At 42.5% G+C, this 15,416-nt stretch carries 11 protein-coding genes; 7 read left to right on the top strand and 4 right to left on the bottom strand.

The annotated features are described in order from the left end of the window. On the bottom strand, positions 1-1,451 hold a 1,451-nt coding region (locus PX482_RS05635; RefSeq protein WP_288122177.1), incomplete at its 3' end, for a polysaccharide biosynthesis/export family protein. A gap of 130 nt (positions 1,452-1,581) precedes the next feature. On the opposite strand from PX482_RS05635, the gene PX482_RS05630 reads away from it, so the two are divergent. Then, positions 1,582-3,780 (top strand): phosphoketolase family protein, encoded by a 2,199-nt coding sequence (locus tag PX482_RS05630; protein WP_288023578.1) that lies wholly within the window; start codon positions 1,582-1,584, stop codon positions 3,778-3,780. Between the two features lie 67 nt (positions 3,781-3,847). Here PX482_RS05630 and PX482_RS05625 read toward each other — a convergent pair whose 3' ends face one another. After that, the gene (locus PX482_RS05625; protein ID WP_288023577.1) at positions 3,848-4,783 is read right to left on the bottom strand and encodes a 2OG-Fe(II) oxygenase; all 936 of its coding nucleotides are present in this window, start codon (positions 4,781-4,783) and stop codon (positions 3,848-3,850) included. 84 nt (positions 4,784-4,867) lie between these two features. On the opposite strand from PX482_RS05625, the gene PX482_RS05620 reads away from it, so the two are divergent. The 3 genes from PX482_RS05620 to PX482_RS05610 all read left to right on the top strand — a co-directional run bounded on the left by PX482_RS05620 (position 4,868) and on the right by PX482_RS05610 (position 10,431). Then, positions 4,868-5,995, top strand: a complete 1,128-nt coding sequence (locus PX482_RS05620) for an ABC transporter permease (protein ID WP_079207658.1) — start codon at positions 4,868-4,870, stop codon at positions 5,993-5,995. A 184-nt stretch (positions 5,996-6,179) separates the two neighbouring features. After that, positions 6,180-7,406, top strand: coding sequence for a glycoside hydrolase family 10-like protein (locus PX482_RS05615; protein ID WP_002760839.1), 1,227 nt, complete (start codon positions 6,180-6,182; stop codon positions 7,404-7,406). 145 nt (positions 7,407-7,551) lie between these two features. Further along, complete coding sequence (locus PX482_RS05610) at positions 7,552-10,431, top strand: UPF0182 family protein (RefSeq protein ID WP_002760837.1); 2,880 nt, start codon at positions 7,552-7,554, stop codon at positions 10,429-10,431. Positions 10,432-10,581: 150 nt separating this feature from the next. Here PX482_RS05610 and PX482_RS05605 read toward each other — a convergent pair whose 3' ends face one another. Beyond that, positions 10,582-11,553 carry a flagellar assembly protein H gene (locus PX482_RS05605; RefSeq protein WP_288087376.1) on the bottom strand — a complete coding sequence of 324 codons (972 nt, stop codon included), beginning with the start codon at positions 11,551-11,553 and terminating at the stop codon, positions 10,582-10,584. Positions 11,554-11,557: 4 nt separating this feature from the next. Continuing rightward, positions 11,558-13,561, bottom strand: a complete 2,004-nt coding sequence (gene uvrB, locus PX482_RS05600) for an excinuclease ABC subunit UvrB (RefSeq protein WP_002760832.1) — start codon at positions 13,559-13,561, stop codon at positions 11,558-11,560. 191 nt (positions 13,562-13,752) lie between these two features. On the opposite strand from uvrB, the gene PX482_RS05595 reads away from it, so the two are divergent. From PX482_RS05595 to PX482_RS05585, 3 genes are all read left to right on the top strand, one after another. Then, the gene (locus PX482_RS05595) at positions 13,753-14,244 is read left to right on the top strand and encodes a hypothetical protein (RefSeq protein WP_002760830.1); all 492 of its coding nucleotides are present in this window, start codon (positions 13,753-13,755) and stop codon (positions 14,242-14,244) included. Positions 14,245-14,324: 80 nt separating this feature from the next. Beyond that, a complete protein-coding gene (locus tag PX482_RS05590; RefSeq protein WP_288023572.1) occupies positions 14,325-15,077 on the top strand; it encodes a class I SAM-dependent methyltransferase in 753 nt (250 codons plus the stop codon). Between the two features lie 55 nt (positions 15,078-15,132). Next, entirely contained in the window at positions 15,133-15,315 is a 183-nt protein-coding gene (locus tag PX482_RS05585; protein WP_288023593.1) for a hypothetical protein, read from the top strand. Positions 15,316-15,416: the final 101 nt, after the last annotated feature.

Here is a 15,416-nt window from a genome sequence, read left to right as displayed (position 1 = left end):
CCGGTAAAGGGACTTAAAACCGTGCCGAGGGTGTCGGTGGCAGAGGCCAGACCGCTACGATGAACCACAACCACATCATTATTGCGGAGAATCGGGTTAGTTTTCTCGTTGATACCCTGGGAAAAATCGATGTTAATTGAGTTTTTGGTGACAGTCCCGTTAGGATTGAGACGAATTAATTCCACTGTGGACTGATTGGCGCGACGCTTATCAAAGTCTCCTGCGGTTAAAATTGCCTGATTGAGAGGGGTATTGGGAGGAACTTCAATTGTCCCCGGTTTTTTCACCTCCCCGACCACTTTCACGTTAATGGTTTTGGGGGCAAAACTGGCCGATGCTAGGGTTTCCGATTCCTTGGCCGAGATTTCAGTAGCGGTGGGGATAATCACCGTATCCCCTTCTTGGAGGATGATATCAGCGGTCATATCGCCTTTATCGAGCAAACTCCAGAGATCTACGGGGATTTTCTGCTGGGAACCGTCACGGGTATAACGCAGCACTTGCACCTGTCGGATATCAGCGAGGGGTTTGATACCTCCCGCTTCTTGGATAGCTTGGGTTAGTCGGGCCGGTTGTCGTCGAATTCCCCGATTATTCTCTGTGGTGACGGTGTTAACTTGATTGGGGACAATACGATGGGACCCCGGACGATAAACTTCTCCCACCACAGTAACATTAATTTCTCGATCGCTATCTAGTCCAAAATTGGCATCAGCTAATTGATTGACTTCCCCGACGCTAAGGGTCGTTTTAGTGGGAATAACGATGCTATCACCATCTCTAAGGCTAACATCTTGGGTTTTATCGCCTTTTTGGATTAATTGCCAGAGATTGGCTTGAATTAGCTGTTCTTGTCCCTTGAGGTTGCGTCGGATTTGAACTTGACCAATATCGGCCACCGTAGTCACTCCCCCCGCTTGCCGGATTATTTCGGTCAATAGGGGCGTTTTTTGGCTTTGTTCGGGGTTAATTGTATAAGTACCCGGACGATTGACTTCCCCCGCGATGGCGATTTGCAGAGGCCGGGGAGTGAGAATGCTAACAGTAACCACGGGACGTTTGAGATAGGTGGTGTAACGCTTGGCCAAGGTTTGGCCGGCTTCGGTGACGGTCATTCCCTCCACTTTGACGCTACCAATCAGAGGTAAAGTCAGGGTTCCATCGGCTAAAACAAGGAAATCGCCGCTTAAATCCGCGACTTGGTAGACGGTGACGCGGACTTTATCTCCTTCTCCTAGGGTGTACTCTTTGCTTTCTGCGGGGATAGGAGCAATCGCCTCTTTAGCGGGTGTAGGACTACTCGGAGGAGTGGCTTGGACTGGGCGAGCCTCTAAGGAAGTTAGGGGGGCAATAGTGCCGATAATTAATAGATAACGTAGGGATTTACTGATTAAATCCTGTAATTGGTTGCTATTTAACATGATCAATAGGATTAATTTTATCGTTAACATTGGCGATCAGTGTAGCACAAATAGTCGATCGCCTATGGAAACCCCGTGTAATATCGCATCTAACGAGAGTTACCGCTAACTGTAAGATAGTTTTAACGATTGCCTGTATGTAAAGGGGTATATTAATTTTATGACAGCTACTAGCACAATTCCCGATTTTTGTCAAGGAATAAAATATTTTGGGGGTTCCTTACCCGAATTTGATAAATATGCAGGAAAAGCCGCTATCGCTGAGGGAAAAACCGCTATTATTGCCGCTAATGACCCGAATGCTATCTATCAAACCCTCCTAGCCGCCGATGCTTTGCGTTACCTCACCCTACAAATCACCGCTACCAAAGAATCGGGACACCCCGGCGGTTTTGCCAGCGCTGCCGACGTAATTGCCTCTTTGATGATGTTAGGCCAAAAAAATATTTTCACCGAAGTGGGCCATCATGCCCCCGGTTTTTATAGTAACGTCTTTCTCGATCGCTCTCTCGAAGCCATGGGCATCAGCAACGTCAGGGAATTGGGAGAACGTTTTCGGGAAAAACACGGACTTTTAGGGCATCTTTCCGGACAAATCCCCGGACTGCTCGGGCCGGCTGGTCCTTTGGGCCAAGGCCAACATTTCGCCATGGCGGCGGCCAAATTACACCCTAATACCCTTTTCCCTGTGACTATCGGGGATGGTGGTTTAGGAGAACCGTATATTATGAGTAGTTTCGGTCATTTTCACACTGCTTATCCAGAAATTACCAATTTTCTGCCGATTTTAGTTTGGAATGGCTATTCCCAAGAACACCATAGCATGGTGTCCCTGAAAACTAACGCCGAAATGGAAGCCTATTGGCGCGGTAATGGTTTCGAGGAAGTGATTCTCATTAATGCCAAAGACTTCGATGATGCTAATCAAAATGGGGAATATGTAGATAGCACCAAATTCTCTTTTAACCAGCGTCTGGAGTTCATGAAAGTGGTGTTAATGGCCACGGATAAAGCCGCCCAATTAGCTTTAGGAGGCCAACTAACGGTGATCATTATTAAACAACTTAAAGGGGCGGGAGTTCACAAACGGGGAGCGGCTTCCCATAATCTTTATCCAGGCGATTCTTTAGAAAAAGATTATATCGTTACTGCCTTACAAGAACGCGCTTTACCCCCTGAAGCTTGGGCAATTGTTCGTACTAATTTCGAGCGCTCTGGAGGGGGTTCGGCAGCAGAAATAGTGGTAACGGAAAAAGTCTTCCCGCTGCCGGATTTAGGAACCTTACCCATGACCGAATATACTGTGGGTGGTGATAAAAAAGTGGCCACCACTGCCATGGGGGAATTAGTGGTAGCTGTGGGTAAAGCTGACCCCAATTTTGTCGTCACTAATGCTGATGGTAATGCCGCTTCGGGAATTAATAATATTAACGTCGGTTTAAAGATTATTCACCCCACCAGCGATGATACCTATTTCCAAGCACCTAACGGTCAAGTTTATGAGCCTTTAAGCGAGGATGCCTGTGCTGGATTAGCCGTCGGTTTATCTCTCTTGGGAGCGCGGACTTTATGGTGTTCCTACGAGTCTTTTGCTATCAATGGTTTACCGATTTGGCAGACTGTAACCCAAGCGATGGCCGAGTTACGTCGTCCCACCCCTTCTACTATTACTTTATTCACCGCCGGAGCCTTAGAGCAAGGGCGTAATGGTTGGACACACCAACGCCCAGAGATTGAAAATTATTTCGCCGCTATGATGCGAAATGGCAATATTTTTCCTCTCTTTCCCTGCGATGCTAACAGTATTCAAGTCTGTTATGAATGGGCGTTAGGAACTAGCAATAAAGGCATTACAATCACCGCTAGTAAATCGCCTTTACCGGTGCGAACCACTTTTGAGCAAACCCGTCAAGCTTTAGAAAAAGGCGGCGTAATTCTCCACGAATCGGAAGGCAGTAAAAAAGTTGTTTTTGCCGTCATTGGTGATATGACTTTATTACCCGTCTTTGAGTCTGCACAACAGTTAGAAGCAGCGGGAATCGGTGTAAAAATCGTCTCGGTAATTAATCCCCGTCGTCTCTACCGTCCTAGCGATGTGATGAGTGAAACTAGCTCGGCAGCTGATAATAATTTCCTCGATGATGCTGGTTTTGACAGTCTCTTTGCCGGTGATGCTTTAATCGGAGTAACCGGTGGTACAAGCGCCATGTTAGAACCAATTATGTTACGCAGTAATGCGCGTCGGGATGTCTTCGCTTGGAAACGGGGAGAAACCACCGCCAGTGCCGGGGAAATTATGGCCTATAATGGTTTGACTGCCAATGCTTTAACTGCGCGTGCTACCCAGTTATTAGGCTAAGTTCCCAGTTAGTTTTTTTGATTATTCCCTACTCTCTCTGATGGGAAAGTAGGGATTTTTTCTCAGGTCACTTTCGCCAACGGAGTAAACTTTTAATAATTTTCCATAGGCGAGGATATTGGAGGGATAGATAGCGCTTAATATGGGATTTTAAACTAACTAAATCCTGAGATTCTTTCAGTTCTCTATCTTGATAAAAACGAATTAAATCATCCCGTCTTTTCAGTAAAATTTTAATTTGTTGGTAATCTTCCGAGCTTAAAACTTGATGGGGTTGAATATTTTCTGGCAGCGGGCGCGGGATGTAAAAAGTTGTATGAGATGGTGATAATTCCTGGTCTGGACGTTCTTTGGTATAGAGATAGATAGACAGAGATTTACGCGATAAATGCCGTTTATTTTCTGGTAAATTAATCTGAGAAAATCCATGCCATGAATATTCATTGGTTTCAAAAATAAGACAACGATTAAAGATAGGTACAAAAGATTTAATCTTATTTTCTTCCGGTTGACGTGGATTGGAATGTAACTCTAGATTACCTCCCCAATCTGCTTGCCATTGGGGATTTAAATAGATTAATAAATTCAAGCGGCGATGATACCAATGACGCTCATCGAGGTTAAAATCAATGTGAGGGTCTAATTCTTGACCCTGTAAATTTTCGTGGGTTCCACCCCCATAAAAACTAGGGTCTGGAATTAAATTATCAACACCGGTTAATTCGGAAATTAACTCTAAAAACTCTTGAGCTTGAACGTGGCGGGCAAACTGTTGATAAACACCCCCTAAACCGATTAAATCCTCATTAACCGCCTTCCCGCCAACTTTTCCTAACTCACTAATGGCTTTTTGCGGCTTAAAACTGGGAAAATTTTCCAGCAAAATTTGCGCTTGCTCCCCAACTAAAAAATTATCGATGACCAAATGCTTAAACGGTTGCGCTGTCTCAAAATCTTGACGATAGACAGAGGATTTCTCATAAACAAGGGGATTAATAAACATTAGACAGCTTTTTTGTTGGTATGATAAATTGTAGCAATCAGACTAGCAAAATAAAGATTAACTCTCCTATTGACCTCATCGCCTATGGACTGGTGGCACAAACTCAAAGATAATCCTCTCGCCCGTTGGGGAGCAGTTTTACTGTTAATCTTCTATTTAAGCGTAATGGCGGCGGATTTTGTCGCTCCCTACTCTCCCTACTCCTCCCAACCCGGTCAGTCTCTCCTACCCCCCACCCAAATCTTTTGGCGCTCGCAGTCGGGAAGTAACAAGGGTGAGTGGATTGGCCCCCACGTCTATCCCACCACTCAAAGTGCTATTAATATAGAAACTGGTGAGCGGAAGCTAATGAGAGATTTTAACAAACCCTTGCCGCTGCGTCTCTTGGTTAAGGGTGAAACCTATAATTTCGGTCAAATTCGCCTACCTTTGCCGCCAAAATGGCAGGAAGTAACTTTATTCCCCGGTATCCCTTTTGATCTCCATCTGTTCGGAGTCATCGGCGATGGTAGAATCAATATATTGGGAACTGACGAATCGGGACGCGATAGTTTTAGTCGCTTGATTTTCGGGGGCAGAATTAGTTTATTTATCGGTTTGGTCGGGATTTTAATTTCTTTCCCTATCGGTTTATTTGTCGGTGGCGTTTCTGGCTATTTTGGCGGTTGGTTAGATGCGATTTTAATGCGTTTTGTGGAAGTTTTAATGACTATCCCCGGCATATATTTACTCGTGGCCCTAGCGGCCGTTTTACCCGCAGGATTAACCAGCACCCAACGCTTTTTATTAATCGTCCTGATTACTTCTTTTATCAGTTGGTCGGGATTAGCGCGAGTAATTCGCGGTCAAGTTTTATCCCTGAAAGAACAGGAATTTATTCAGGCCGCCAAAGCTATGGGAGCAAAACCCCTTTATATTATTCTGCGTCATGTGCTGCCCCAAACTGCCAGTTATATCATTATTTCTGCTACGTTAGCCGTGCCGGGGTTTATTGTGGCCGAATCGGTTTTAAGTTTAATTGGTTTGGGAATTCAACAACCGGATCCTAGTTGGGGAAATATGCTTTCTCTGGCTACCAATGCCTCAATTATTGTTCTACAACCCTGGTTAATTTGGCCAGCTGCTTTGTTAATTATTCTCACCGTTTTAGCTTTTAATTTACTCGGTGATGGTTTACGCGATGCCCTAGATCCTCGCAATTTAGAGAGATAATTTAGTTATTTTATCAGTCAGGAGGCAGTCAGCAGCAGGCAGGAGATAGATTTTAGGGGTTGGGGTTTTGGGGTTTTAGGGTTGTAGTTCAATTTCCCCACCTCCCCCCGCAACGCGCACGAAGTGGTCTCCCCACCTCCCCACCTCCCCACCTCCCCACTTCCCCACTTCCCCACTTCCCATTATGAATAGAATCAGTAAAACCTTTAATAATTTCGCCGATAGTTTGGTGATTTATAGTCAAAGATACGGAAAAATAAGCTGGGTAATATTTTTAATTATCTTTGCTTGTATCATGACGATAACCTTTAATTATCCGGCACAATCGACCAATCAACCCCAAGAAAAACCCGAAATTCGTGGAGTTTGGTTAACTAATATCGATAGTGAGGTATTATTTAAACCGGAAACCCTAAAAGATGCCCTTGATAGGTTGGCTGATTTAAACTTTAATACTATTTATCCCACGGTCTGGAATTGGGGTTATACACTCTATCCTTCTAAGGTAGCAGAAAAAGTTACGGGACGAGCGATCGATCCCCATGAATCTTTAAAAAATCGCGACTTTTTAGAGGAAATAATTAGCCAAGGTCATCGGAAAAAATTAAGAATTATTCCCTGGTTTGAATTTGGTTTTATGGCTCCTGCGGATTCAGAATTAGCCAAACGACATCCCGATTGGTTAACCCAAAGACAGGATAAAAGTGTGATTTGGTGGGAAGGAAAAGTGCATCAACGGGTGTGGTTAAATCCCTTACATCCGCAAGTACAAAACTTTATTACGGATTTAGTCAGCGAGATTATTACTAACTACGATATAGAAGGAATTCAGTTTGATGATCATTTTGGTTATCCCACCGATTTTGGCTATGATGAAACCACGATTAAACTCTATCAAAGGGAACATTCGGGACAATTACCCCCGCAAGATTACCAAGATAAAGCATGGATTCAATGGCGGGCCGATAAAATTACTGACTATATGAATAGTTTAGCCCAGATGATTAAAAAGCGCCAACCTACAGCGATTATTTCCCTATCTCCTAATCCCTACACTTTCTCCCTAGAATCCTATCTTTTAGATTGGCAAAAATGGCAACAAAAAAACTTGATTGATGAGTTAATAATACAAGTGTATCGAACTGATATGAACGCCTTTGACTGGGAATTATCGCAACCAGAATTACAGCAAGCTAGAGAATCTATCCCCGTGGCTATTGGGATTTTATCTGGTTTAAAAGGTCGTCCGATTCCGATGGTTAATATTACTCAACAAGTGGAAAAATCGAGACAACAAAATTTTGGCGTTTCTTTCTTTTTCTACGAAACTTTATGGAATATGAGCAATGAATCTCCTTCCTATCGACGCAGGATTTTTCGAGAAATACTCCAGTCTGCTAATCCTCGCTAAAATTAGGGAAAATTGCTGACTTTAAGCTAAATTATTGCCCTAACCCGGCTATAGTTTCTTAAGTTTATCTTTAAATTAAGAAAAAGCAGCAGGGAGAAACTAAAATCGCTAGAATGAAAGAAGACTCTCTTTTATCACTTTATCCATGCTGATCAGACATAACCGAAGCTCGATCGCTAAACCTATTTTACTGTTTCTCGGCTGCCTTGTGATCGGGCAGTTGGGGGTATTAGTGGTAGCCAATAGCCTCTGGTTTACCGAGATGGGTTATTTAAACACTTTCCTGAAACAATTATCTTGGCAACTAGGATTAGGTTGGGGAAGTGCGATTCTTTCTCTACTCTTTATTTTTACTAATTTACGTTTAGCCCAGCGTTTTCGTTGGCAAAAACCCCGGGAAGATAGTTATCCTCTTAGTCCTCAATCTCCTAGTATTAATTTACTCGGCCTTTTGATTATCGCAACGGGAATTGGAGCTTGGATCGGGTCAATGTTATTGTATTACAGTAAACTAGCCCTCAGTCTCTGGACACCAGATTTTAATCTCCCTAACCTCAGTTCTTCCCTCAATTCTCCTCTGCAAATAGTTTGGATTAGGCAAGTATTAACTGATATTTCCAGTAATTTGTGGCAAGGGTTAATTATCGCTTTTTTAGTCTTGGGATTATTAATTAAAACCGAGTATTTTTTGCGAATAATATCTATAGTATTCACTGTCATGCTATCTTTTATTATTGCTGGGCAGTGGGCGAATTTTTTAAAATATTTTTATGGTGTTCCTTTCAATATTAACGATCCTCAATACGGGAATGATTTAGGTTTTTACATCTTTCAATTACCCCTGTGGCAGTTACTAGAATTATGGCTCACTGGTGTGGGAATATATACTCTTTTTGCTGTTATTTTAACCTATCTTTTTTCGGGTGATAGTCTTTCTCTGGGAAAATTTATGGGGTTTTCCCGTCCGCAACTGCGTCATTTATACGCCCTGTGGAGTGGGTTAATGGGGCTGCTAGTATTACACCATATTATTCAGCGTTACCTGCTACTTTATTCTCCGGAAGGGGTAGTTTATGGTGCGGGTTATATCGATGTTCATGTTGGTCAATTTATTGAAATTATTCTGGGAATTATTGCAGGAATAACCTCTATATGGTTAGGAGAAAAAGCATTATTTGGTAAAAAAGACCGTCGCAAGTTATACAAAAATCCTAAGAAAAAGTTGGTATTTTTCCCCTACTTAGTTCCTGTATTTCTCTATTTAATTGTTTGGATAAGTGGCACAATTATCAGTGGACTATTGCAAAGAACTGTCGTACAACCGAATGAATTAGTGAGAGAAAGACCCTATATCGAAAGAAGTATTCAATCCACAAGAGCGGCTTTTTCCTTAGATAGAATTGATGCCCAAGTTTTCGATCCACAGGCCGAATTAAATGCCGAAGTTTTAGAGAGAAACCATCTAACTATCGATAATATTCGTCTTTGGGACACCAAACCACTGCTAGAAACTAACCGACAATTACAGCAAATTCGCTTATATTATAAATTCCCCGATGCTGATATCGATCGCTATCGGGTACGAGTAGGATTGCCTGAAAAAATCGAAGAACGTCAAATATCTGAAAAACAACAGACAATTATTGCCGCTAGAGAATTAGATTATAGTGCGGTTCCCACTTCTGCTAACACTTGGGTGAATAAACATCTCGTTTATACCCACGGTTATGGGTTCACTCTTTCCCCGGTTAATTTAGTGGCTGCCGGGGGTTTACCCTACTATTTTGTCAAAGATATCGGCACAAATAAAGACGAAGGGGCCCTACAAACCTCTAGCGAATTAATTGATTATAGTATTCCCATTGGTAAACCCCGCATTTACTACGGGGAATTAACTAATAATTATGTGATGACTCCCACCACCGTAGAAGAATTGGATTTTCCTAGTGGGGATGGAAATGTCTATAATACCTACGATGGTAAGGGAGGAATCCTAGTGGGGACGGGGTGGAGACGTTGGCTATTTGCCCTTTATCTGCGGGATTGGCAAATGTTATTTAGCCAAGATTTTACTCCCGAAACTCGCTTATTAATGCGTCGTGATATCCAAAATCGTGTGCAAACTATCGCCCCTTTTTTAAATTATGATCGCAACCCCTATTTAGTAGCGGCAGATGTGGGCGATAGTAGTAGTAAATTACATTGGATTATTGATGCTTATACTATCAGCGATCGCTATCCCTATTCTGACCCGGGGAAAGATAAATTTAACTATATTCGCAATTCGGTCAAAGTGGTAGTGGATGCCTATCATGGAACGGTGAATTTCTATGTTGCCGATGAAAATGATCCAATTATTCAGACGTGGAGTAAAATCTTTCCTCATCTCTTTAAATCTTTAGCAGAAATGCCGAAAACTATCCGCAGTCATATCCGTTATCCCGAAGATTTATTTAGTACCCAAGCGGAAAGATTATTAACCTATCACATGACCGATCCGCAAGTATTTTATAATCGGGAGGATCAATGGGAAATTCCCCTAGAAATTTACGGTACGGAACCCCAGGCTGTATCACCCTATTATTTAATCATGAAACTGCCCGATTCCGACAAAGAAGAATTTATTCTCCTCCATCCCTATACTCCCTCTAGTCGGCAAAATTTAATCGCTTGGTTGGCAGCACGTTCAGATGATAGAGAGTATGGTAAGTTATTACTCTATCAATTTCCTAAACAAAGGTTAGTGTACGGGCCGAATCAAATTGAGGCTTTAATTAACCAAGATCCAGATATTTCTCAACAGATTTCCCTTTGGAATCGGGACGGTTCTAAAGTTTTGCAAGGACATCTATTAATTATTCCCATTGAACAATCGCTGCTTTATGTAGAACCTTTGTATCTAGTGGCAGACCAAAATAGTGTCCCGACAATCGCTAGAGTAACAGTTGCTTATCAAAATAAAATTGTCATGGAACCAACCTTGAAGGAAGCTTTAGAAAAGCTATTCTCAGGTGATCAGAGCTAAATTGCCGCTAATTGGCCACAAATTAGCAAAAAAAGCTGATGCTGGTTCCAGAACGATCCTCAATATCCCCGAATTTGCCCAGAAAATTGACTGCTCTGGTTAATCAGCCAATTTTAAAATCCAGTATCATCAAAGGATTGAGTTATGCTTTTAATTAGAAAAGTGGGCAATTAATTCTGTGCGAGATAAATTAATTATTAAAGGTGTAAACTCCTCCACTGGTAATAATAAAATGCGCTCGATGATTAGGGACAAATCTGGGTCTAAACTACCAAAACGAGCTTTCAATAAATTTTCTACCACCAGACGTTCTCCTTGCTGAAGACCCTGTTGAAGACCCTGTTGAAGACCTTGTTGAAGACCCTGTTGAAGACCCTGTTGAAGACCCTGTTGAAGACCTTGTTGACGGCCAGCATCCAGTTCTTCCTGAAGACGGGAAGTGTATAAAGGTGATAATCTCATAATTAACTCTCTGTCCTCCTGTTCAAGCTCTTGATCGTTAGTTAAAGAAGTTCTCAAGTTTAATAATAATTCTAGAGCATTTACCCGAAAAGGATGGTCCTCTGGTAACGATTCTAACTCATCGATCGCCCTTGCTTGTACTTTTCCCCGGCCTAAAATTCTTAACCAGAGAGTTGCTTCTGTTGGGGGTAATTGATGGATAACGGTGATTGCCGTGCGTAAAGAGGGAGCCAAAAAATAGATACCTTCCCCCCAATTCTCCTCATCTAATTTAGCTCCGAATCCTCCTAACAGTTGCGAGGAAGCACTGGGAGTCAAAATCCAGAGACGGGGGATTTCCCCATCGTTAAGATTCGTTTTCTGACGATTTGCTTGACGATTAATTTCCCCTTCCACTTCCAATAGTTTTAACAGACAAGTTCTAATTTCTGTAGCGGTGACAGGATTACGAAAGGGTTCAAATAAACAGGGATTAATCGCCATTTTTCCCAGTAATCCCAGCAGTTCTCTAGGATTATTATCGAGAATCTGGGGTGAAAACCAGACATCGATTTCTCGTACTTCTCCTCGTACAACCCGTGCCGATTTTACCTCTCCCAGAGAAGATAATAATTCTTCGAGATAATCTTTGGCAAACTGGTCATGAATAAATCTAGTCATAGGCTTATCTAACATGATTTAATAACTTATCTCGTAATTGCTTAATCTGATCACGATATTTAGCTGCTGACTCGAATTCTAGGTTTTTCGCCGCTTCTTTCATTTGCGCTTCTAGTTGTTGAATTAACTCGGGAATTTGTTCCAAAGAAAGCTCTTCTATATTCTCACAAACCTGCTCTAATTGTTGGGAATTTAGGCGACGGGAAATATCCAGAAAAGCCAAAATTGAATTACTTGACCTTTTAACAATCGGTTGCGGAATAATCCCATGTTGCTGATTATACTCCTGTTGAATAGCGCGTCGTCTCTTGGTTTCTTCGATCGCATTAATCATACTATCGGTGAGATTATCTCCGTAAAGAATTGCCTGACCGCGAATATGACGAGCGGCCCGGCCGATAGTTTGAATTAAAGAGCGGGTAGCCCTTAAAAATCCTTCCTTATCTGCGTCTAAAATCGCCACTAAAGACACTTCCGGCAGGTCTAACCCCTCGCGAAGCAAATTCACCCCGATCAGCACGTCAAAGACCCCTTCTCGCAGGTCTTGGATAATTTCAATCCGTTGAATTGATTGAATTTCTGAATGTAGATATCTAACTTTAATTCCCCTTTCTTGCAAGTATTCGGTTAAATCTTCCGCCATGCGTTTAGTTAAAGTGGTAATCAAAACCCGTTCATTTAACTGCACTCGCTCCTTAATTTCCCCTAATAAATCATCTACTTGTCCCTCGGTTGGTCGCACAAAAATCTCAGGGTCTAAAACTCCCGTCGGTCGGATAATTTGTTCAACAATGCGATTTTCTGACTGTTCTAATTCCCAATCTCCCGGAGTGGCCGAAACCAAAATACATTGATTAACTTTCTGCCAAAATTCTTCCGACTTCAAAGGACGATTATCCGCAGCACTGGGTAAACGAAACCCGTGATCGATCAAAACTTTTTTTCGTGATTGATCGCCATTATACATCCCGCGAATTTGCGGCACACTAACATGAGATTCATCCACAACTAATAACCAATCTTGGGGAAAATAATCCACCAAACATTCCGGCGGTTCCCCCGCTAATCTACCCGCTAAATGCCGCGAATAATTTTCTACGCCATTACAATAACCCACTTCCTGCAACATTTCTAAATCATAACGAGTCCGTTGGTCTAAACGTTGCGCTTCCAGTAATTTGCCCGCTTTTTCTAACTCCAATAAACGGTTATCTAACTCGGTTTTAATATCCCGACAAGCCACCTCTAAACGCTCCTCCGGGGTAACAAAGTGACGGGCCGGATAAATACTAATTCGCTCTAATTTTTGCAAAACTTCCCCCGTCAGGGGATCGAGATAACGAATACTTTCAATCTCATCGCCAAAAAAATCAATTTTAATAACCCGATCCTCGTAAGCGGGAACAATTTCCAAAATATCGCCCTTCAGACGAAAACGACCGCGAGTTAACTCCAAATCATTGCGATTGTACTGCACTGACACCAAGGCCCGTAATAATTGCCTTTGGTCGAACTCTTGACCAACTGTTAAGGAAATCGCCGCTTTTAGGTATTCCGCAGGCATTCCTAAACCATAAATACAACTAATGGAAGCGACGACGATCACATCCCTGCGTTCAAACAGCGATCGCGTGGCCGAATGGCGCAGCATATCGATCTCATCATTAATCGAAGAACTCTTTTCGATATAGGTATCGCTGACGGGAATATAAGCCTCCGGTTGATAGTAGTCGTAATAGCTGATAAAGTATTCCACGGCGTTATTGGGGAAAAATTGCCGCAATTCGTTGCATAATTGGGCCGCCAGGGTCTTATTATGGGCAAGGACGAGGGTAGGCCTGCCGATTTTCTCGATCACAGCGGCAATGGTGAAGGTTTTGCCGGTGCCGGTTGCCCCTAGGAGGGTTTGGAAACGATGCTGGTTTTGCAGGGAATCTACCAATTTATTGATCGCTGCCGGTTGATCCCCAGTGGGTTGAAAGGGTGCTTGTAGTTGAAAAGCGGTCATTAGCGGCTAGGTGTAGAGAACAGGCAAAATAAATTATCAATCAAATTACCAACACTTATAGGGTTTTGGGAAAGAAAGATGTATCTTAATATTAGAGAGGATTTTAAAAAAAGATTAAAAGTCTTCGAGAATACCCTAAACTTAAATCTTATCGTTTCCCCGAAGCTATTAACGGAAAGGAGTATCAGGTTATGACGGTGGAAAATCTAGAAACGAACGGGACTCAAACCCCAGCAACCACAGAAGAAAAGACCAGCAGCCCACGCGGTAAAGCTACTACGGCTAAAACCGCCAAAGATAAAGAAGTGGTCGCCCTTTCGGTGAAAAACAACGCTGAATCGGCTTCCAAAGCCTTAAAATTCTATCAACCTGAACATCGCTTACCCGAAAATCGTCCTGTTGGTACTAGCCATCTTCACTTCACGGAAGATGAAATGTTACCAGGGGGCCGTCCCGTGGAAGTTAGCCATCTGAAAGTGGTTAGTACCTATTCTTCCGTCGGTGGATTGCGTCCTGTCGGCTCTAGTGGTATGGAAGTCAGTAGCACTCTAGCGATTTCTGGCAATCGTCCGATCGCTCTCAGTCATCTGCACATTAGCGAAACTTATACAGTCATGGGTAATCGTCCCGTTGCTTCCAATGAAATCGATGATCCCGAAACTTTAATGGGATTTTTGGATTAATTGTTTTGTTGATCAAGACGGATTTTTTCCCTGTCCCGGACGGGGAATTTATTTTTTCTAGCCCACCGTTTTTAATCCCGATGCTGTTTAAGCAAAAATTTTTCTTAATTGTCTCGTTTCTAATAGTGGTTTTTTGCGGTTTCGGATTATTAAATTTTACCTACGATGCTTCAGTTTTAGCGCAAGAGGAATATTATCAGATTCGATCGCTTCATAGTCGCGATGGTATCGGTAAATTTTATCTAGGACGGGAAATCGCTAAAGTCATGGGACACCAAGAAATGTTATGGTTAGAACGTCCTAGTCGCCGTTTCACGGAAAAACCCGATGATCTGATCACCGCACTACATTTAAAACCCACAGACCTAGTGGCAGATATCGGCGCGGGGACAGGTTATTTGAGTTTTCCTATGGCGAATTTAGTAGAACAAGTTTTCGCTGTCGATGTGCAACCGGAAATGTTAGGGGCAATTGATTTTTTAGCCGAGGAAAATCAAGTGAAGAATATAACCACAATTCTCGCCACAGAAACCGATCCCAAATTGCCTATAAATGCGCTCGATTTAGCTTTAATGGTCGATGCTTATCACGAGTTTTCCTCTCCCCGCGAGATGATGGAGAATCTGGTCAAATCCTTAAAACCCGATGGTAGGGTGGTATTAGTAGAATACCGTCGTGAAAATCCCCTGATTCCCATCAAAGCCCTTCATAAAATGACCCGCAGACAGGTAGAAAAAGAAATGGCCGCTGTTGGTTTACTGCCAGAAGAAATCATCGAGACTTTGCCCCAACAACATTTAATGATTTTCCAAAAGGCTGGTTCTTCGGGTTAATTTTATCGGTAAGCTTGGGTATCATAAGATTATCTAGGCAAAGAGGTAGATAAACATGGATATCGACGATCGAGTAGATTCTCTCTATAAACTAGCCAGAAATTATCCAGATAATCGGGAGTTACAAGAAGCTGTTGCTGTAATTAAGTCCCTGCGAAGCTCTCAAGGACAATATAAACGATGGAATCAGCAATATCGGGCTCTTCGGTTTGTGTTATGCAATGGATGGGGGTTATAAGGAATGAAACCCTTATAGAGACAGACATTACCGCGATTTTTGTCAATTGTTTGCGATCTAGAGCGAACTAATCAATTAAATCTCTTGCCAGATAAGGATTT

Origin of the sequence: Microcystis sp. M53602_WE12 (assembly GCF_030065455.1) — a bacterium.
GTDB classification, from domain to species: Bacteria; Cyanobacteriota; Cyanobacteriia; order Cyanobacteriales; family Microcystaceae; genus Microcystis; species Microcystis aeruginosa.
The sequence above is the reverse complement of the archived record's forward strand: the minus strand, read 5'-3'. Positions and strand labels throughout refer to the sequence as shown.